Raw genomic sequence first — 20,199 nt, forward strand, 5'->3', positions numbered from 1 at the left:
TCAACTACACGGCTGACCCACAGCATGCGCAAATCGATTACGTTGATCAAGATACTGGTCAGACGATTCAAAGCGACACGGTTGATGGCGTAACTGATGCCAAGATTGACTACAGTACCGCTGATCAGATCAAGCAACTGACCAATGAAGGCTATGTTTTGGTCAGTGACGAGTTTGCCCAGGCTCAAGACACAGGAAAGGCAGTCTTTGATCAGGATGGCAATGCTTTGCAGACGTTTATCGTTACACTCAAGCATGGTACGCAGGTAATCGATCCTAACAATCCGGATCCTGACAACCCGATTTTGCCAGCAACACCAATCAATCCTGCCGATCCAACCGGTCCAGCTTGGCCAGCCAAGGACGAATATGATCAAACAGTCCAAGCTATCGTGCATTATCAAGATGATGACGGCAATACGATGGCCCCTGACAATGTTCAAACCGCGCGCTGGACGCGAATGATCACGGTTGACAAGGTGACGGGGCGGATTATTGCCGCCACGGACTGGACGAGTGATCCGACTGAATACGCCACAGTCAGCTCGCCAGTAATTGACGGCTACACGCCTGATCAGACGACGGTTGCATTTGAGATGACACCGACTGATCAAGTCAAGACGGTGATCTATGCTAAGAATGCCGTACCGGTTGAACCAGAACAGCCAGCGGAATCAAGTCGACCGACTGCTCCGAGTGAAACCGTTCAGCTAGGCATCGTCCGTGATTCGCAGTCAATGCAGACTTCAGTGGAATCGCCAACTACCAAGACGACGATGAAACAATTGCCGCAGACTGGCAATGACAATGTTAAAGACGCGTCATGGAGCATCATGGGGTTGTTGACGTCATTGCTAAGCATGCTTGGTCTAGCAGGACACTTTAAAAAGAAGCATGATCGCGGCTAATATTGAGTAAGAAATGAAAAGGCTCGCTTAAGGCGGGTCTTTTTTGCTCTGATTTAAGACGAAGTGCAAGCTAAAATCCAGACAAACTTTTAAAATTAAGCGGCCAACTGTTGATTGGGATATTCAACAGGACTCAGACCGTCTGCTTTTAACAGAGATACGAATATTGTTGAAGAAAATAATATAGCCATTTACCAGGCGTTTGAATTTCTCGATGTCACGAACAAGGGGACGGCCAATGCCATAAAATCGTGGCCAGCAAAAAAGACCATCTTCAAATAGCTGAAGATGGCCTTTTTTGTTCGTTGTTTGATGGAAAACAGAGGAGAGTGGGTTATTTTTTGATCAGCTTAGGATCGTTTTTGCCGGGATTCAATTCAACGATCTTGCCAGTTTGAGCATAAACAATCCATTCGGCAATATTGACGATATGGTCGCCAACACGTTCCAGTTGCCGGCTGATGATCAAGTAGACGTCAGAAGCTTTTAGCTGCTGTTTGTCTTTGACCTGTTGGCTTAAAATCAGCTGCCGCAATTGCAGATAGAGGCGGTCAACCTTAATGTCTTCGTTGGCAACGGCATAGGCAGCATCACTGTCATCGTTGACGTAGTCTTCGTCAACCTTATCCAACATCTGACGCACTTGGTAGGTTAATTGCTGAATCAGTTTTTCGGCCGCAGTGAAGGTTGGCTTGTCAGACATGCGCAATGTTTGGCGGGCAATGCGGATCGCGGCGTCGCCAATTCGTTCCATATCAGAACTGGCTTTGAGAATTGACATGGTTTCACGAAAATCAGAGGCCATGGGATTTTTGCGAATCAAGACGTCAAAAACGTTCTTTTCCAATTCGATTTCTGCTTCATTGACCTGCTGATCTTTAGAAATTACCTGTTTGGCCAGAATCATATCGTGTTCCAAAAAAGATTTGGTTGCTTGATGAATCTGTGAGCTGACCAGTGTCCCCATGGCAACGAACTGTTTTTTTACCTTTAAGATTTCTGCTAGATTTTGATCTCCCATTATAAACTCCTTTTAGCCGAAGCGCCCATTCAAGTAGTCATCAGTCAGCTGGTTGTCTGGCTTTTCAAACATCTGCCTGGTTGAGTTGAACTCAATCAAAGAACCATTGAGCATAAATGCCGTGTAGTCAGAGATACGGGCAGCCTGCTGCATGTTGTGCGTCACAATGACGATCGTGTATTCATCCTTTAGCTTCATCAGCGTTTCCTCAATCAAGCCGCTGGAAATCGGGTCCAGGGCACTGGTTGGCTCGTCCAGCAAGATGATTTTAGGTTTGACGGCCAGCGTGCGGGCAATACAGAGCCGTTGCTGCTGACCACCGGAAAGACCCAGACCGCTTTTTTTCAGATCGTCTTTGACTTCATCCCATAAGGCAGCCTGTTTGAGACTTTCTTCAACGATCTGATCCAGCTGTGTTTTGTCTTTGATGCCGCCAATACGAGGTCCATAGGCAACGTTGTCATAGATGGAAAGCGGGAAGGGAACGGGTTGTTGGAAAACCATGCCAATCTGCCGCCGCAGCTCAACCATGTCTTCTTTGGGATCATAAATGTCTTGATCGTTAAACAGGATCTGACCTTCAACCGTGGCATTATCGTCAAGGTGCATGCGATTGAAGCATTTTAACAGGGTTGACTTGCCACAGCCGGATGGACCGATCAAAGCCGTGATCTTGTTTTGTTCAATCTCCATGTTAATGCCGTGCAGTGCTTCTTTAGTGCCATATTTGAGCACCACGTTTTTACATTTAAGAATTTTTTCCATGATGCCCTCCTAGCCGAAGTTACCGGATACATAATCATTAGTTGCCTTGATCTTAGGATTGCTGAAGATGTCTTTGGTAGAGTTGAATTCCAAGACATGTCCTAAGTAGAAGAAGGCACAGTAGTCTGAACAGCGCGCAGCTTGCTGCATATTGTGCGTCACGATGATAATCGTGTGATCCTTTTTCAATTTCTGCATGGTTTCTTCCAGTTTAGACGTTGAAATTGGGTCCAAGGCACTGGCCGGCTCATCCATCAAGATGATTTTAGGATTCATCGCTAAGGAGCGGGCGATGCAGAGACGTTGCTGCTGACCACCAGAAAGGGAAAGCGCGCTGCGGTCAAGCGAGTCTTTGACCTCATCCCAGAGGGCTACGCTCTTTAAGGATTCTTCGACCATTTGATCTAGTTTTTGCTGGTCTTTGATGCCATAGAGCTTGGGGGCGAAGGTGATATTTTCGCGAATCGACTTGGCAAACGGGTTTGGATGTTGGAAAACCATGCCGATCTCACGCCGAGTTTCGTAGACGTTAACCTGTGGGGAGTTCAGATTGATTCCCCGATACAGGATCTCGCCATCGATGCGGCCCAGCTCATCATTCATTCGGTTGAGACAGCGCAGATAAGTAGACTTCCCAGAACCGGATGGACCAATCAAAGCCGTGATCTTGTTTTCGGCAAAGTCCATACTGACCTGGTGAAGTGAAGGCGTTGTCTGCTTGCCGTAGTATACGCTGACGTTTTTGGTCTGCATTGCCAGTGGTTCCTTGACGGGCAGCGTGTAGGTATCATCAAAAGAATATTCAGCCATCTGTTTTCACCTCTAGTTTATTTACGAGCCGACATCTTTTTGTAAATATGGTTGCCTAAGAAGCGAGCTCCCAGGTTGAACAATAAGATGACGATGATCAGTACGGCCGAAGCCCCACTGGAAATTGCATGGGCATTAGAAACCAGCCCTTCAGTATTCAGCTTCCAGATGTGAACGGCCAGTGTTTCGGCAGGACGGGTTGGATTTAAGAAGCTGGTAGCCGAAAATGGGTTCCAATTACCGTAGTCAACGCTTGGCGCGCTTTGTCCGGAAGTGTAGATCAAAGCAGCGGCCTCACCAAAGACCCGGCCGGCTCCCAGAATCACCCCGGTTAAAATACCAGGCAAGGCTTCCGGCAGCATGATCTTGGTCATCGTCTTCCAGCGAGAAAGTCCTAATGAAAGACCAGCTTGTCGCTGCAGTGGCGAGACATCATTTAAGGCGTTCTCACAGTTCCGCGTCAAAAGCGGCAGGTTGAAAAACGTTAAGGCAATGGCACCTGAGATGACGGAAAAGCCCAGGTGCAGCTTGATTACGAAGAACAGATAACCGAACAGGCCAACGACCACGCTGGGCAGGGAGCTTAAAATTTCAATCGCAGTTTTAAAGACTTCCGTAACGCCATTTTTAGGGGCGTATTCGGCTAAGAAAATACCGGCCCCAATTGAAAGCGGCGTGGAGATCAAAAGCGTTAAGATCAACAGATACATTGAATTAAACAGCTGATCGCGAATCCCGCCGCCTTCACCGACGCTTTGGGCAGCCGAGCTCAAAAACTGCCAGCTGATGTGCGGCAGACCGCTCAAGATGATATAGCCCAGCAGACCAAACAGAATCAAGACCACCAGACCGACTAAGACATAAATGATGCCCATTGCCAGTTGATTGGCTTTTTTGACATTAAGCATTACGTGAAACTCCTTTCTTGTTGACCAGCTTTACCAGCAAGTTGAAGGCCAAAGACATCAGCATCAAGACTAGCGCCAAAGACCAAAGCGCGTCGTTTGGCAAGGTTCCCATTACGGTGTTGCCGATGCCGACCGTTAAAGTACTGGTTAGAGTCGAGGCGGGCGAAATCAGGTTTTCTGGCATCAAAGGCGCGTTACCGATCACCATTTGAACGGCCAACGCCTCACCAAACGCTCGGGCCATCCCAAAGATTACGGCGGTCAGAATGCCGGGAATGGCGGAGCGTAAGATAACCTTGTAGATGGTTTGCCAAAGCGTGGCCCCCAGTGCGATTGAAGCCTCACGATAGTTTTTAGGCACGTTTTTAAGACTGTCGATTGACATGGAAGTGATCGTTGGCAGCACCATAACGAACAGTACCGTAACGGCTGCCAAAATCCCACTTCCAGTACCACCGAAAAGATGGCGGATAAAGGGAACGACGACGACTAAGCCGACGAACCCGTAAACGACGGATGGGATCCCGACTAAAAGCTCGATGACTGACTGCATGAATGAAGCAGCCTTTTTAGGGGCTAATTCAGTCATAAAGATGGCAACGGCCAAAGCGAGCGGGGTTGCGACCAGCGTAGCCAGAATCGTAACGGCAAACGAGGTAAAGATCATTGGCCAAGCGCCGACTTCTGGTTTGCCATGCGCGTCAGTAACGGTTGGATCCCACGTCGTACCGGTCAGGAAGTCCTTGAGGCTGACGCCATCTTTAATAAACATGTTCAAGCCTCGAGCGGCGATGAAGTAAATAATTGAAATGACCAGCAGTCCAATTACCGTAATACAGAAATAGCTGACCAATTTGCCCCAATGGTCCTGCCTGGTTTGGAAACTGCTTTGCATCAGTTGATCTTGTTCATTCATCTTGCTTCCTCCGGTTTCTCTCCTTTATTGATGTGATGATTATTTCTTGGTAACCTGACCGTCAGCGTTCTTGTTGACTTTCATATCATGAATGCTGATGTAGCCAAGGTTCTTAACGTCTTTGCCCTGGACTTCCTTAGAGTTCATGTAGTTCAGGAATTTCTTGGTTTGACCCTTGGCAGCGCCCTTAGTGTACATGTGTTCATAGGACCAGATCTTCCAGTTGTTGGTTTCGACGTTCTTGTCGGTTGGTGCAACGTTGTCAACCTTCAGTGCCTTGATCTTGTCAGACTTCGTGTAAGAGAAGGCCAGGTAGCTGATGGCACCAGGCGTGTTGGCAACCAGTTTTTGAACAGTACCGTTGGAATCTTGTTCTTGGGTCTTCATGGCCGTCTTGCCCTTCAAAACGGCAGCTTCAAACGTTGCCCGCGTACCAGAACCCTTGGCACGATTGATAACGGTGATCTTTTCGTTTGGTCCGCCGACTTGTTTCCAGTTGGTGATCTTGCCAGTGAAGATCTTTTGCAGCTGGCTCATTGACAGATTGTTAACTTTCAAGCTCTTGTTTACCACTGGCGCCATCCCAACAACGGCAACCTTGTGATCCTGCAGTTTCTTGGCATCAATGCCGCTTTGCTGTTCAGCGAAAATGTCCGAGTTACCAATTGAAACGGCACCAGATTGAACCTGACTCAAACCAGTACCGGAGCCACCACCCTGGACGTCGATGTTGACGCCAGAGTTTTTGCTCATGTAGCTGTGAGCCGCCGTTTCGGCAAGTGGCTGCAGAGCCGTTGAGCCGACAATCGTAATCTTGTTACTGTCAGTTGCAGCGTGGACCGTACCAGCCGTACCGCCAAACAGGCTAAAGCCTAAAGTAGCGACGGCAGCTAAAGAGATAAGTGACTTCTTGTTCATGTTATTTGCTTCCTTTCTCAATATCCCATGAATAAAGCATGTACCTGAGTACGATTTATAATTTAAAGTAAGAACGTAAAGAAAAAAGACGGTTTTCCGTAAAAAACACGTAACGGCTAAATTTACAAAAACGATACAAAAAGATCAAAAATCTGATAATCAGAGCTGATACCGATGATTCATTGTGATAAATATTAACAATAAAAGTTATTTTCGTTATTAATGTTCGACTATTCCTGAAAAATGTTTAAGTAAATAGTTTTGATCAATCCTAAAAAGCTTAAAATATCCTAAAATTTACAAACAAATTATCTTAATAAAATTAACCTTGGCGATAAAACGCGTTAGATTAAGGTTTAGGACCGAAAAAGCGGATTTGGTAACGACCATCATTTACAAAAATAAAAACCGCTTACCTAAAATGTTTCAGGTAAGCGGTAAATTCAATATTTTGCTGGTTTTACTGAACATTTAAGATCAGCAGATTGTTGGTAATTTTTTGTTTTGGATGAATAAAGTGTTGCCAAAAGCGGTGCCGCCATTTTGGCTGCCACGGTTCAACGACCAGGGTGAATTTTTCTTCTTGAATCAGCTGACTGATGGCTAGATACTGATTGCCAACTGCTAATTGATGCGTGATTTTTTGTACCCCAGCATCTTCAAGCAGCTGCTCAATGATGGTTAGCTGATGAGCAGCCATGTTAAGCAAGCAATCTGGATCTAAATTGGGTAGCCCAGCAGCCAGCCAGCGGCAGTCGCGGGGCTCAAAAATGTATAAAAGCTTGAAGGTGGCATTGGGCCGACCTAAAACCAGGCGCTTTAGTTCGGCAACACATGCTGGATTAATTTCATGATTAAACGAGCGTACAGTAATGGGAATTAAAATTTGATCGTACATAGGATAACCCCCTTGATCAGGGGAAACGATCATGAATGAACGTCTGATGTGACAAAATCATTGGAGCACCCTAATTTTAGCATTAAAAAAAGACTTTGACCCGCTTTCACAGGTAAAGTCTTTGTAAATTTCAGACAGCTGGATTATTTGGATCAGTCTTGCGCACCATCATCGTGATCATCCTTACGATCGCGCTTTGAACGGTATTTATGATCTGAGTCGCTGTCACTATCAACGACAGGTTTCTTCTTTGGCTTAATGTGAACGACCTTAAACTGACTGACGTAGGCGTTCTTAAGATCAAGTGGCGTAAAGCTGAAATCTTCGACTCTAACGGGTTGTCCCACCTTTAAGTCGTATTGTCGCTCCAGGAAAAAGCCGGTCAGCGTTGAAACGTCGGTTTGATCAAATTGTGGAATCCGCACGTCAAAGTAGCGCTCAAAGTCGTCTAATGGCATCTTGCCGGATACCAGATAGGTTGAGTTGCCTTTGGAGTCAGGCTCCTTTTTTTCGATCATATCGGAAGAAACGTGATCAATTTCTTCGCCAACCGTACCGAACAGCTCTTCATAAATGTCCTTATCGGTAATAATCCCGGCCGTACCACCGTATTCGTCTTGAACGACCACGATTGGCACCTGCTTTTTCATCATGATCTGCAAGACATCGGTCAATTCTTCGCTTTGGTAGACGATCGGAATCTTACGCATGATTGAGCGGATCGCCTGTTTAGGATTGATCTGGTTTTGCCGCATGATGTCATAGCTAAAGATGTAGCCTAAGATATGGTCTTTATCGTTATTGGCAACGACTGGGAACCGCGTGTATTTCTTTTGGAAATAAAGCTGAGCCGCATCGGCAACGGTTGCGGTGATGTCAATGACGCTCAGTTGCGTACGGTCAACCATAACGTCATCAGCCACCTTGTCGTTCATCCGAAAGGCGCGTTCCATAAATACGACGTCCTCTTTGTCCATTTCACCGGCACGCTCAGACTCTTGCGACAGGGTGACGATTTCATTTTGCGTGTAGATGTCTTCATCTGGATTGACTGAAAAGCCAAGCAGCTTGGTAATGATCTTGGCCGTCCAGTCAAACAGCCAGATCAGTGGGTAGAAGATCACGTGGAAGAACGTCATTGGGTGAGCAATGGCCAACAGAATCTTAACTGGCTGGTCAATTGCCATGTTTTTAGGCACCAAGTCGGTAAAGACGGCGTGCAGGAAAGTAAACAGCAAAATCCCAATGATCGAGCTGAAATCGTTGGCTACGGCTTTAGGGAAGATGTTGGCCTTTTCCAAGAGCTCAGTGATGTAGGCTTCACCAATCCAACCTAAAATCAGAGACGTCATCGTGACCCCGACTTGAGCCGTAGACAGGTATTCCGTCAGGTGCTCAATCATATTTTCGGCGCGCCGAACGCTGGATGTCTGTTTGAGCTCTTTTAATTCGGTTGGACGAACCTTGATCAAGGAATATTCCAACAGGGTAAACAGCGCTGCTAAAAGCAGAATAAATATAATTGTAAAAAGTGTTATGGGACTGGTACTAACTTCCATATTTTGCAATTTTCCTTTCAAAATTAGCTTTGAGTTCATTATAGCAAATAAAAAGGTCAGCATTCAGCAAAATCGCTTTTTGTTGAACGAGAAATGGTCCATAATAGAATAAAATCATTTATTAATAAATAAGGAAGATGGTGAAAAAATGACGGCTAGATTGATTGATGATGCGCACTGGCAGATTTTAGTTTCGGCAGCGCATCAAACCAAACAGAGCGCGCGCTATCAAAATGCCAGCCAAAAAGCGCCATTCGATGCCGCCTATGCACAGCTGGAAAACCTGGAACAAAATCGAGACGTTACGCTCGAACAGTTCTTAAAGGTTCAAGAAAGCCTGGCTCATGCGGTAACTCAGCTTAACGGGCAAGAGACGACTACTTTTGTGCTGAAGCAGGCAATCAGTGATGCGGAACTACTGATGGAAACAGCCCGTTACGTCAATGCCAGCCCGGCAGCAAAAGAGAATCTGGATACGGCTTTGCAGGATGCCCAAGCTATCTTGGCAACGGATGGCTTCGTGTTGCAGACAAAAGTGGACCAAACCGTTGAAAAACTGCAAAAATCAGCAACGGCACTGAGCGGTTTGGAGACTGATTTCAGCCAGCTGGCTCTGGTTTTTAAAAATGCCCAGAGCGACTTAAACACGTTGCGTTATTTAAATGCCACGGCCAATCAGCGTGAAAATTTTGAAAAATGCTTCAATCAGGCCAAGCAGCTGCTCAGTCAAGCTGCTGCCAATCAGGAACTGAATGCACCAGTGGCGGACCTGTCAAAGATGGCGCCTAATTTTCAGTCGGTCCCACAAGAAACAATTGATCTGACGGCTAGTGAGCTGATCAAGGCCCGCAATGCGCTCAACGGCAAAAGTAGCAATTTAAAATCGTTGCAAAAAGCGGTCAAAAAGATGAGCAGCGTTTCACAGACCAAGCGTTATCAGGATGCCTATGACTCTAGAAAAGCCGCGTTTGATCTAGCACTCAGCGAGGCTCAGACAGCGCTAAAAAATGAGAAGACCACCCAAAAACTAGCCGATCGTCTGGTCAGTCAGCTTAATGTTACTTATGAAACACTGAATGGCGAAGAAGTTGAACAGTTCATACCTGTTGTCAATTTTGAAAATGCAGATCAGGCAGTTGCGGATTCACCAGCTGACTCAGTAACATCTGAAAATACAGCTGCTGTGGCTGAACACGATTCAGCTGCCACTAATCAATCTATTGAAGAACCGATTAAAGAACCAGGATCTGATTTTGCAGCATCAGATCCTTCAAAAAGTTCGACAGACAGCCAAGGCGTGGTCCAGACGGCGCCACTGAACAAGCCAACTCCACCGACCAAGGAAAGAACGGCTGCAACGGTACTTGGCAGTATGCTGGGCTTTAAGCGCGGCTCAAAATAAAGAAAGGAAGATCTTTTTGGAAAATTCGATTACGCCGGCAGAATGGCAAATAATGCGCGTGGCCTGGACGCTTGGTCACGTTACCAGCACGGAGATGATCGATATTCTGCAGTGTAAGGTAGCCTGGAAGCCAGCTACGATCAAGACTCTTTTACGGCGCCTGGTACAAAAAGGTGCTCTGAAAACAACACGGGTTGGTCGAGCATTTGTTTATGAGCCTCAGGTTGAAGAACAGCCAACGATGAATCAAGCAGCTGATGAATTATTTGATAATCTTTGCGAGATGCATGTTGGCAAAACGTTGCTGCATGTAATTGAAAAAGCCACGCTCAGTCAGTCAGACATTAACCAGCTGCAAGATCTGCTCGCCAAAAAAGCTGCCACCGCACCAGCTGAGGTTCCGTGCAACTGTGTGCCGGGGATGCGCTGTCAAGAAGACTAACCAGGAAAGCTGATTTAGAAGGGAAGTGTCGTCAGTGAATGTACCACCAGAGCTGGAGCGATCCTTGCCTGTTGATCATCATGATCATGACCAGCTGCTGGTCGTCATTGGCAATGGCTTTGACCTTTTTCATGGCTATAAGAGTCGCTATCAGGATTTTTGGCAGCAAGTCGGGACAACGCCTCTGGATGAGATCGTGCATTTTAATCGTCAGGCACGCGGTCAGCAGGTGCGTTGGTCTGATGTAGAGGCGCAGATTCGCGTTGCAGCTGAAAATGCTTATCAACTCAGTGCTACGCGCAGAATGCCTGGGGCTGGTGTCATGGTCCAGCAGCGCAGCACGCGGGCAATTCGGCGCTTTGAACATGACTTCTCGCGCTATTTACGAACAGAGCGCGAGCGCGTTTTGATCAGTGATCCGACGCGTTCACAGACCGCCCGTGAGTTGCTGAGTGAGGCTGGAGCCATTCTGAATTTCAACTATACCGATACGGCTACACAGCTGTATGACGTTTTGCCAGAAAATATCTATTACTTGCATGGCTCGCTTTTGGAAGGGCAAACGATTTTAGGCGTTGATAACGATGACGTCATAGCTCGTGAACCATATGAATATGCCAGCACGACCAAAGGATATCGTCGTGATATTCTTGATTTTAAGCGTTGGTACTGGATAAAGAACAACTTTGGCCCGATCCCCGAAAAAACGCTGGCCGCATTTCGTGCCTACGATGCTTACTACTATGGTTGGCGTCGCCTTTATCCTGCGTTTGGCGACCATGAGATTATCTCATTGCTTTATACCTTAGACAGCGACATGCCGGTGACCAGTCGCTATTTTGCGACGCGGTTCTTTGAGCAGTGGCAAACCAGAAGACAGTGGCTGATTGATGCGATTGCCAGGCGCTGTGCCCAAAAACGAATTGATCAAAGTGTTTTGGACTATACGGCCGCGCATGCATTTCGGCCATTTAAAATCAAGCTGCCCAACGATGTCTATCCAGAAGACGTGGCTACGATTGCGATCATGGGCCATTCGTTGCGGGCCGATCATGGCATCTTCAGTGATCTATTCAAAACGGCGATTCACTTAAAACGAGTAATTCTATTTATTTTTCAAAGAGAGCCACCGGAAGAATTAGCCTTGCAAAAGCATATGCTGACCTGGCTTTTGGGTGAGGGCAGTCGGGTTAAAATCATCACGGTTGAGTACTGAAAGGAAGATATTATGACGAAAATGGCAGGCAAATATGCGATTGAAACGCGTAAAATCGTCTATATGCCAGGTGACACGCTGAATCCGCGTGAAGGAATTGCCAATTGGCATGAGCTGCCTGAAAAGACCAGCTATGCCTGGCAGCAGGATCCGGTCTTAGAAACACCAGGGTTGACTCAGGTTACGATTGTCGTTGCCTATCCTGATGACTCGCAGGCTGCCGTTAAGGTTCCGGTTGAAGTATTGCCGCGGCCCGTTAAACAAAAAGGACGCAGTAAAAACGTCTCGATTCAAGTCGATCATCAAAACAAACGGACGCCTGGTACAATCCTAACGGGTAATCAGCGCGGTACGATGATGGATGCGTTTGCTGGTATTGGTCTCTTGTTTAAAGCAGCCAAAAAAGGTCTGCACCATCGTCATTGATCACGCAGCAAAAACGACTGGAGGGATAGCGTGCAAAAAAGCAAAACCAGCCTTAGTGAACTGATCACGCTGGAACGGCCCAACTGGCAACAGACGCAAAATAAGGCCACGTCAGCCAACGCGGTTACGACGCTTAAACAGGTTCATGAAATTGTTAATGGCCCAGCCAAGCTGTTAAGTCTGGATCTGGAGTTTTATAGTGACTGCCAGCCACAGATGCCGGGAACCACGCGCCTGGGTCAAATTGCTGGTCGCGTATATGGTGAAGATGACGCCTTTAACTATTACGTCTTTAGCAGCAGGATGACGGCCAAGGATCAGTTGAGTCTGTTGAAACGATTGGATCTGCGCTATTCAGAGGCCGAAAGACTGACGGTTGCCAGTGTCTTGAAAAAGGTTCTAAAATTTATCGATCGAGTTCAGCCCGACTACCTGGTCAGCTGGGACAATCGCCTGGATTTAAGCGTGCTTAATCAAGAAGCCAATCGACTGCAACTAGCCCAGACCAGTCGTTCATGGACCAGAATTCAGCCCTTGGATCTGGAAAAAATCATCAGCAGCGATGTTTTTGACAAAAGCTCAGGAATCAGCCTGGCTAGAATGTGTGACCTCTTGCGGCTGCAGCATCCCCAACCGCACCTGGCTGACCATGATGTCTTGATGATTGATAAGATCTTGCAGTTTTACGCGCTGGATCTTAATGAACTGCTGCACTAAAAAATTCCCGCTCTCAGTTCGAGGCGGGAATTTTTCATTATTATCATTATTATATTATAAGCGTTTCTTATGATGTTTTTTAAGGTGATGATACAGATCACCAATAAAAAGGCAGATGATCACGATGATGGCAATCGAATAGCCAGCCGTCCCCAGTTTAAAGATTGCGGGATGACCGCTGCTCCCCTCCACTAAAATTGAAGAGCCCAGAATGATGGCAGCCAAAACGATAACAATCAGCAGTCGATTCAGCATGCGTTCCAGATTGCGTAAAACGCGGGCTTGATCCTTGTACTGAAAATTGATCTTGGCCTGACCGGTGCTTAAAACTTCCAGCAGATCATTAACGCGTGATGGAATAGCCGCCGAATCCAAAGCGGTCTGGCGTGCTTGCCAGATGCTTGCTTCAAGCGAGTCCCTCCAGTTGAAGTGCTTGAGCAGATATTTTTTAGCAAACGGCTTGGCAACTTCCATCAGCGACATTTCTGGATCCAAAGCAGCCACGATGCCCTCAATTGAGCTGAAGGCCTTGATCAAAAGCGTGACTTCAGGCTTAACTTGCAAGTTGTTTTGCCGACACAGCGAGATGATCTGAAACAGCATGGTAGGCAGATCGATGCCGCCCAAACCGGCATTTAGATAAGGACTTAAAAAACTGCCTAATTGACTGTAGAAATTTTGTTCATCGATTTCACCAGTACGATTGCAGATGCCTAAAATAGCCTGACCAACCTGACGTGTGCTCTTGGTATTGAGCGCAATAACGACCTTGGCAATGCCATCCGTTAAAGCAGGCGAAAGACGTCCCATCATGCCAAAGTCAAGGTAGACCAAGCGAAAGGGTGGCAAGGGGTGTTCTTTTTGAATCTCAATCTCATTTGACCCGAGTTGTTTTTGATAGTCAAAATCCTTGGATGTGGCTTTTAATTTAGGATCATCGGGTTTGAGTTCATAAAACAAGACGTTACCAGGGTGCGGATCGGCATGAAAGAAGTGATCTGCAAAAACCTGTTTGATGAAGTTTTCCACCAGCACATGGGCTAGGTAGTGATTACGCTCCTTGATCTTAGCAGCAAGTTTTTCATCGGTAGGCTTTTTTTCGTTCATCAGCTGTTTGATGCTTTGTCCCGGCATGGCCTCATTGACCAGAATCTTTTGCGTACAGTATTTAGGATAGACTCTGGGAACCTCAATGATGTCATAGTCATTGTTGAGCCGGTAGAACTCCTGACCGTTTTGCACTTCAGTAGTGGTGTCGATTTCATGTAAAAGCGACGTACTTAATTCATCCAATACTCGTTTGGGATCGATTACCGAAAAATCCATCGGCACGTGTTCAACCATCCCCAGCGCTCGTTTGAACAGTGCCAGGTCGGTCTGAATCAATTGGGTGACGGCAGGATGCTGAACCTTGACAACGACATTGGTACCATCAAACAGCGTGGCATGGTGCGTTTGACCAATGGAAGCTGAAGCAAAGGGTGTTTTGTCAAAGGTTTTAAAAACTTCATCGATCCGCTTGCCGGTTTGCTCTTCAAAGGTTTGTTCAACGGTTTCATATGGATCGATGTCAACGTGATCCTGCAGCTGGCGCAGCTCTTTGATGTATGCCGGCGAGACTAGATCAGGACGCGTGGACAACAACTGACCGATCTTAATAAAGGTTGGTCCCAGTTCTTCCAAGGCTTGACGAACCTCTTCAGGATGCTTTTGGCGATAGAAGTTGGTTAAAAACGAATGCTGATTTAAGACCTTGATGATCTGTTTGAGGCGAATCGTTTGGCTGATCGCTGTCTTTTCTTCGTTCAGAAAAATCACGTCCTTAACTGATAGATAATAACCTTATTATAGCAAAACAAGTACGCGTCGATTTACCGAAGCGTACTTGTTTTCTAGTCGAGATTCAATTCATAGACATTGCGCAGATCGCGATCAGTTGGTCCAGTGTAGACCTGACCACGCTTGATGAAGCCAAAGTTTTGCACCAGGTTGTGGACGCGGTCATTTTTGTCGTGAGTGGCAATCCGGAAATTGCGGACCCCGGCATCGTAGGCCAGTGTGATCATATGACTCATGATGTAGTTGGCAAAGTGCTTCCCACGGTACTTGCCTGAGATGGCAACGCGATGAATTGTCGCAAATGGGTGCCCAGGCCGGTTCCATTTACCGTTAACGATATGCATATAATGGGCATCGCCTTGAGTCATCAAGGTTGCCGTACCCACAATTTCGTTGCCGTACATCAAAAGCCAGCAATAGCCCCCTTCAATGTCCATTTGAAAGGTCAGGCGCGTTGGGTAGCCATCTTCTCCCTGCCATTGTTCGCTCCCATCAGCCTTTAAAAGCGCGCGGGCATTTTCAACGATCTCCATTACCGTATCCAGATCATTTAGGTTTGCCTTACGCATGTAAATAGCTTCACTCACTTTTTTCACCTCTTGAAATTTAAAATAAGCTTTAAAATTTTAAGCTATTTTTTTAAATTTGCCAAGTAAAAATTATTTGTTTTGATAAACCGCGATCTCAATCAAGTTATCGTCAGGATCATGCAGATAAACCGACTGCATCGGGCCTTCTGAACCAAGGCGGTCAACGGGACCGGCAACGATATCGACATAATAGCTCTTTAGATGATGGATGATGGCATCGATTGGATCGTTGGCGACCAAACATAAGTCGGCACTGCCAATCGTTGGATTTTTAGCTATCAAGGCATCACGATCAGCTTTTTGCAACCGGATCAATTGATGACCACATCTCAATGTCACAACGCCAGGCTTGGTTTGCTGATCGATGACCGGCATATCAAAAACTTCGTGATAGAAGCGACGTGATTGCTCCAGATCACTGACGGTAATAACGACGTGATCGATTCGACGCATTTTCATGGATGAGACCTCACTTTAATTTATTTGGCTGGTTTAATTATAGAACTCATAGTCATTTTTGAACAGTTCACGAAAAACGGGCTGCGCTATAATTAAAGATATTTTTTAAGGAGGCCAACTATGACCAAAAATTTATTTAGCGTAATGTTGTTTGCCTTTTTCGGTGGCTGTTTAAGATCACTTTGCAGTCAGGTATGGGGTGGCTTTTGGGGGACGATTATGGTCAATTTAATCGGCAGCTTTCTGCTGGCTTTTTTAACCTATCGGACCATCGTCAAAAGATATCTGGCCAGCTGGCTGAATCTCGGTTTATGTACAGGCCTGGTCGGTTCGTTTACCACGTTTGGGACGTTTTCTTTACAGTCCGTACAACTGCTGCAGCAGTCTTTTTTAGCCGGGGTCGGTTTTATGGCATTGAATCTATTGGGCGGTTTTTTGCTGGCAGTGCTTGGCTTTAGGCTGGCCATGAAAATAAATCGGAGGACGGGCAATGATTGAGATGATGATGATTGGTGCCGGTGCCAGTTTAGGAGCGGCAATGCGCTGGCTTTTGACAATAGCCTGGAAAAAATGGGGGCAACTGGATTGGCCAATCGCAACTTTATTAATTAACCTGTCAGGGTCATTTTTGATGGGCTGGCTATCAATTCTGGTTTTATCTGGCAATATGCGCATTTTTTTAACTACTGGGCTGCTGGGTGGCTATACAACTTTTTCAACCTTTAATACCGAGCTGCTGGTGATGCTTGATGAAGGAAAAACCGCGCAATGCTGGGAATACATCATGATCAGCACACTTGGCGGAATCATAATGGCCTGGCTGGGGATGAGCGTATAAAATGCAAAAAATATTCGCTTTTAAGAGTTTGTTTTGTCAAGGATAACAAAAATAAAGACCTATTTTCAGCTTTTAATCCCTAAACTCAAATAAAAGTAGTATAATTATGCACGTGAGCTTAACAGGGTTAGGCAGCAATTATTCATTAGGTTAGGGGTTATTTTGCAATGGAGCAAGATAAAAAGAAAATCGGGCTGGTAAATCTGACCATGATGATTTTCACGTGCGTATTTGGTTTTGCCAATACGACCGTTGCTTATGATCAGATGGGCTATGCCTCGATTATTTGGTATGTTCTGGCAGCGTTGTTCTTTTTCCTGCCATCGTCTTTGATGTTTGCCGAATACGGTTCAGCATTAAAAAGTGCCAAAGGGGGCATCTATTCATGGCTGAAGGTTTCAATCGGTGAAAAGATGGCCTTTATCGGAACTTTCATCTGGCTTTGTTCATGGGTCGTCTGGATGGTTTCAACGGCTGCCAAGGTTTGGATTCCAATGTCGGCATTGTTCTTTGGCTCGGACAAAACACAGAGCTGGGCGTTCTTTGGCCTGACCTCGACGCAATTTGTCGGAATTTTGGCAATTTTATGGATTATCTTTGTTACCTACATGGGTAGTCGCGGAATTGACAAGATTGCCAAGGTAGGGGCCGTTGGTGGAACGTTTGTCATGATTTTAAGCGGCGTCTTCATTGTGGCCAGTCTGATTATCTGGATCTGCAATCATGGCGCTATGATGCAGCCAATTCAGGGGATTCACTCGTTTGTCGCCTCGCCAAATCCACAGTTCCAATCCGGCGTTGCGGTTGTTTCGTTTATGGTCTATGCAGTCTTTGCCTATGGCGGGATGGAATCAATGGGGGGCGTAATGGATTCGGTTGACCAGCCGGAAAAAACGTTTCCGAAGGCTTTGATGATTGGTATGATCGTGATTACGGTTCTGTATGCCTTGATGATCTTTATGTGGGGGATGTCCACCAACTGGCAAAGCGTGCTGGGTAAGAAAAATGTTAACCTGGGTAACATCTCTTATGCGCTGATGAACAACGTAGGTCTGGTTTTGGGGAGCTCATTGGGCTTGTCACATGCTGCATCAGTTCTGCTGGGTAATATTTTAACGCGGTTTACCGGCCTTTCGATGTGGCTGGCCTACATTGGCTCGTTTTTTGTGATGGTCTATTCGCCGATCAAATCATTTATCATGGGTTCTGATCCGCATCTGTGGCCAGCCAAGATGACCAAGCTTAACAAACACGATATGCCGGCTTTTGCCATGTGGATGCAGGCGATCGTCATCTGTGTAATCATCTTTGCCGTCAGTTTCGGTGGTTCAGCAGCCCAACAGTTCTACTTGATCTTGACTGATATGTCCAATGTGGCCACTTCGGCACCATATCTGTTCTTGGTTGGGGCCTTTCCGTTCTTTAAGAAGATCAAGGACCTGGATCGGCCATTTGTATTCTTTAAGACGCAGCGTTCGGCCAACTGGGTTTCCGCCATTGTTTGGCTGGTGGTAGCAGTCGGGATCGTCTTTACCTGCCTGCAGCCAATCTTGGAGCATGACTATCAAACGGCATTCTGGACGGTATTTGGACCAATCTTCTTTGGCCTGGTTGCCTGGATCTTTTATGCCAGTGCTCAAAAACGCGGCTTAAAAGCTGATAAATAAGACTAATCAATAATTAAGCAAGGACTCACTCGGCTGGCGAGCGAGTCCTTTTACTTTGCCCCATCCTGGGTTAAGATGGTTAGGAACTTAATTGAGGAGAATTGATAATGAAAAAAAACAAAGCCATCATGATGGAATATAGACGTCATTGGCTGGATTATGGCAGTTTTCTACTGGCAATCGTGCTGGTTGATCAGATTATCGCTGGTCCTTTATTTAAAACCATACTGACCTTGTTGATGAAGCAAGGCCAGGTGCCATTGGTGTCTAAAATGACGGCTAAAGAGTTGTTGATGAGCCATCCGATCGTTTTGATTGCTGGAATTGGCTGTCTGTATCTATGGCTTGTTTGGATTGGCATCATCTGGGGAATTGCAATTCGCGGGATCATGTTGATCAGGCAGCGTCGTTTTTCGTTATCAATGCTGTTTGATCGAATATCATTTTGGCTGCGGCCCGACTGGACGATGCTGGTGCTGCTTGATTTTTTATGGCTGATGCCACTTGGCCAGGGACTATTTTGTGCGCTGCGCTGGGGAAATCCAAATTATCCAGGGCTAATGCTGGATTTTTTGACGCGTAAGACCTGGTTGCTGATTTTGGCCGGAATGCTTTATCTGCTGATCGTGCTGGCCGGTCTGCTGACCATGCGCAGTTTAATTGCTATGGCAGCCAATCAAATTTCCTTTCAGTCAGTCTGGCGGGAAAACAAAGTCGCAAAATGCAATTTTAAGAGTATGGCAGGCCTATTTTTTAGTTTGCTGATTTTTAGTCTGCTGGGCTGGAGCATCAATCACTTTTTATTGCTGATTTTAATGGAATTAAAAAAATTTCCCGGGAAATGGGTCTGGGGAGTCGCAATTGCCTTTCGTTCCCTAATGCTTTTGGCAGGCTTTTGGCTGTTGGCAGGTGCAATCGTCAGTCTGGTGTTATGGCAACTGCCGATCAAAAAAGCGGGTGAATTAAGCACGCCCTTAAAAATTCGTTGGTGTCAAGCGGTTATTTGGATGACGATTGGAGCTTTAGTTGTTTTAACCAGTATCATGAGTCTTCCGATGACCTGGCATCGCCCCTTGGTTATTTCTCATCGGGGCGTTACGCAAGCAGATGGGGTTCAAAATACATTGCCGGCTGCCCGAAAAACGCAGCGTCTGCATCCGGATTATATTGAAATTGACGTTCACGAAACTGCCGATCAAAAATTTGTGGTTGTACATGATGAAAATCTGCATCAGTTGACCGGCGTCAATCGCAAGCCGCACCAGTTGATTTTAAAACAGCTACAAAATTTGGTGGCCAAAGAAAATGGGCAACAGGCCCAGCTGGTTAGTTTGGATCAATATTTAAGCTTTGCTCAGCAGCAGCATCAAAAACTGCTGGTTGAAATTAAGACTACCCCCAATGACTCATCCGAGATGCTGCTGCATTTTAGTCAACGCTATGGCAAACGGCTGCAAGCCAATCATGCCTGGCTGCACACGATGGATCTAAACGCGGCCCAAAAGCTGCATCGCCTGAATCCACGCCTCAAGCTGATGGCGATTCAGCCTTATGCTTTGGGTTGGCCGAGGCAAAACCTGGGCTGGAACGTGGAGCATTCAATGCTTAGTCCAATGCTGATTGCTTGGTTTAACTTTAATCATCAGCCAATCTGCGTCTGGACGGTTGACGATCAAAAAACGATGCAGCAGGCGGCCTTGCTGGGCGTTGACGGCATCGTGACCGATAATGTTAAGGCGTTGGATGCAGCCATCAAAGCAGTTGATGCAAATCATGGTTACGCAGTGCGACTGGCCGCCCAATTAAACGTGACCTATGATTGGCAAAATATCTTTAATGGGCGTAAATAAAATAATTTTAATAATAGAAATGGCCGAAGATCAACGTTCTAAGTAACGCA

20 protein-coding genes and 1 pseudogene are annotated in these 20,199 nt (G+C 46.2%); 10 read left to right on the plus strand and 11 right to left on the minus strand.

Going from position 1 to position 20,199, the window contains the following annotated elements:
- Positions 1–908, plus strand: a pseudogene (locus HF864_RS07430) (hypothetical protein); the annotation flags it as partial.
- Between the two features lie 334 nt (positions 909–1,242).
- Here the strand turns inward: HF864_RS07430 and phoU are convergent.
- From phoU to HF864_RS07470, 8 genes are all read right to left on the minus strand, one after another.
- Positions 1,243–1,929: a phosphate signaling complex protein PhoU gene (phoU, locus tag HF864_RS07435; protein WP_169462359.1), complete on the minus strand. Its 687-nt coding sequence runs from the start codon at positions 1,927–1,929 to the stop codon at positions 1,243–1,245.
- Positions 1,930–1,941: 12 nt separating this feature from the next.
- Positions 1,942–2,694: a phosphate ABC transporter ATP-binding protein PstB gene (pstB, locus tag HF864_RS07440; protein ID WP_169462360.1), complete on the minus strand. Its 753-nt coding sequence runs from the start codon at positions 2,692–2,694 to the stop codon at positions 1,942–1,944.
- Between the two features lie 9 nt (positions 2,695–2,703).
- Entirely contained in the window at positions 2,704–3,504 is an 801-nt protein-coding gene (gene pstB / locus HF864_RS07445) for a phosphate ABC transporter ATP-binding protein PstB (RefSeq protein ID WP_169462361.1), read from the minus strand.
- A 17-nt stretch (positions 3,505–3,521) separates the two neighbouring features.
- Positions 3,522–4,412 carry a phosphate ABC transporter permease PstA gene (pstA, locus tag HF864_RS07450; RefSeq protein WP_169462362.1) on the minus strand — a complete coding sequence of 297 codons (891 nt, stop codon included), beginning with the start codon at positions 4,410–4,412 and terminating at the stop codon, positions 3,522–3,524.
- Positions 4,405–5,328, minus strand: coding sequence for a phosphate ABC transporter permease subunit PstC (gene pstC / locus HF864_RS07455; protein WP_169462363.1), 924 nt, complete (start codon positions 5,326–5,328; stop codon positions 4,405–4,407). The genes pstA and pstC overlap by 8 nt, the downstream gene beginning before the upstream one ends.
- A gap of 39 nt (positions 5,329–5,367) precedes the next feature.
- Positions 5,368–6,246 carry a phosphate ABC transporter substrate-binding protein gene (locus tag HF864_RS07460; protein WP_169462364.1) on the minus strand — a complete coding sequence of 293 codons (879 nt, stop codon included), beginning with the start codon at positions 6,244–6,246 and terminating at the stop codon, positions 5,368–5,370.
- A gap of 460 nt (positions 6,247–6,706) precedes the next feature.
- On the minus strand, positions 6,707–7,144 hold the full coding sequence (locus HF864_RS07465) for a universal stress protein (protein WP_169462365.1): 438 nt from the start codon (positions 7,142–7,144) through the stop codon (positions 6,707–6,709).
- Positions 7,145–7,296: 152 nt separating this feature from the next.
- Positions 7,297–8,703 carry a hemolysin family protein gene (locus tag HF864_RS07470; RefSeq protein WP_169462366.1) on the minus strand — a complete coding sequence of 469 codons (1,407 nt, stop codon included), beginning with the start codon at positions 8,701–8,703 and terminating at the stop codon, positions 7,297–7,299.
- A gap of 148 nt (positions 8,704–8,851) precedes the next feature.
- Between HF864_RS07470 and HF864_RS07475 the strand changes: the two genes are divergently transcribed.
- The 5 genes from HF864_RS07475 to HF864_RS07495 are packed head-to-tail and all read left to right on the plus strand — an operon-like array spanning position 8,852 to position 12,906.
- Positions 8,852–10,105, plus strand: a complete 1,254-nt coding sequence (locus HF864_RS07475; RefSeq protein WP_169462367.1) for a hypothetical protein — start codon at positions 8,852–8,854, stop codon at positions 10,103–10,105.
- Positions 10,106–10,121: 16 nt separating this feature from the next.
- Positions 10,122–10,547 carry a CopY/TcrY family copper transport repressor gene (locus tag HF864_RS07480; RefSeq protein WP_169462368.1) on the plus strand — a complete coding sequence of 142 codons (426 nt, stop codon included), beginning with the start codon at positions 10,122–10,124 and terminating at the stop codon, positions 10,545–10,547.
- A 34-nt stretch (positions 10,548–10,581) separates the two neighbouring features.
- Positions 10,582–11,763 (plus strand): AbiH family protein, encoded by a 1,182-nt coding sequence (locus HF864_RS07485; protein ID WP_169462369.1) that lies wholly within the window; start codon positions 10,582–10,584, stop codon positions 11,761–11,763.
- Positions 11,764–11,775: 12 nt separating this feature from the next.
- The gene (locus HF864_RS07490) at positions 11,776–12,189 is read left to right on the plus strand and encodes a Rib/alpha-like domain-containing protein (RefSeq protein WP_169462370.1); all 414 of its coding nucleotides are present in this window, start codon (positions 11,776–11,778) and stop codon (positions 12,187–12,189) included.
- 30 nt (positions 12,190–12,219) lie between these two features.
- Positions 12,220–12,906, plus strand: coding sequence for a hypothetical protein (locus tag HF864_RS07495; RefSeq protein ID WP_169462371.1), 687 nt, complete (start codon positions 12,220–12,222; stop codon positions 12,904–12,906).
- Positions 12,907–12,960: 54 nt separating this feature from the next.
- Here HF864_RS07495 and HF864_RS07500 read toward each other — a convergent pair whose 3' ends face one another.
- The 3 genes from HF864_RS07500 to HF864_RS07510 all read right to left on the minus strand — a co-directional run bounded on the left by HF864_RS07500 (position 12,961) and on the right by HF864_RS07510 (position 15,794).
- Positions 12,961–14,721, minus strand: coding sequence for an AarF/UbiB family protein (locus HF864_RS07500; RefSeq protein WP_169462393.1), 1,761 nt, complete (start codon positions 14,719–14,721; stop codon positions 12,961–12,963).
- Between the two features lie 77 nt (positions 14,722–14,798).
- Positions 14,799–15,332, minus strand: a complete 534-nt coding sequence (locus HF864_RS07505; protein WP_272209207.1) for a GNAT family N-acetyltransferase — start codon at positions 15,330–15,332, stop codon at positions 14,799–14,801.
- A 72-nt stretch (positions 15,333–15,404) separates the two neighbouring features.
- On the minus strand, positions 15,405–15,794 hold the full coding sequence (locus HF864_RS07510; protein WP_169462372.1) for a VOC family protein: 390 nt from the start codon (positions 15,792–15,794) through the stop codon (positions 15,405–15,407).
- A 120-nt stretch (positions 15,795–15,914) separates the two neighbouring features.
- Between HF864_RS07510 and HF864_RS07515 the strand changes: the two genes are divergently transcribed.
- The 4 genes from HF864_RS07515 (at position 15,915) to HF864_RS07530 (ending at position 20,149) form a co-directional block, all read left to right on the plus strand.
- Positions 15,915–16,292, plus strand: coding sequence for a CrcB family protein (locus HF864_RS07515; RefSeq protein WP_169462373.1), 378 nt, complete (start codon positions 15,915–15,917; stop codon positions 16,290–16,292).
- Positions 16,285–16,632, plus strand: coding sequence for a fluoride efflux transporter CrcB (gene crcB, locus HF864_RS07520; RefSeq protein ID WP_240936896.1), 348 nt, complete (start codon positions 16,285–16,287; stop codon positions 16,630–16,632). The genes HF864_RS07515 and crcB overlap by 8 nt, the downstream gene beginning before the upstream one ends.
- 167 nt (positions 16,633–16,799) lie before the next feature.
- The gene (gene yjeM / locus HF864_RS07525) at positions 16,800–18,299 is read left to right on the plus strand and encodes a glutamate/gamma-aminobutyrate family transporter YjeM (protein ID WP_169462374.1); all 1,500 of its coding nucleotides are present in this window, start codon (positions 16,800–16,802) and stop codon (positions 18,297–18,299) included.
- A gap of 107 nt (positions 18,300–18,406) precedes the next feature.
- Positions 18,407–20,149, plus strand: a complete 1,743-nt coding sequence (locus HF864_RS07530) for a glycerophosphodiester phosphodiesterase (protein WP_169462375.1) — start codon at positions 18,407–18,409, stop codon at positions 20,147–20,149.
- Positions 20,150–20,199 lie beyond the last annotated feature (50 nt).

The sequence above is a fragment of the Lactobacillus sp. MRS-253-APC-2B genome (assembly GCF_012843675.1).
GTDB lineage: Bacteria > Bacillota > Bacilli > Lactobacillales > Lactobacillaceae > Limosilactobacillus > Limosilactobacillus pulli.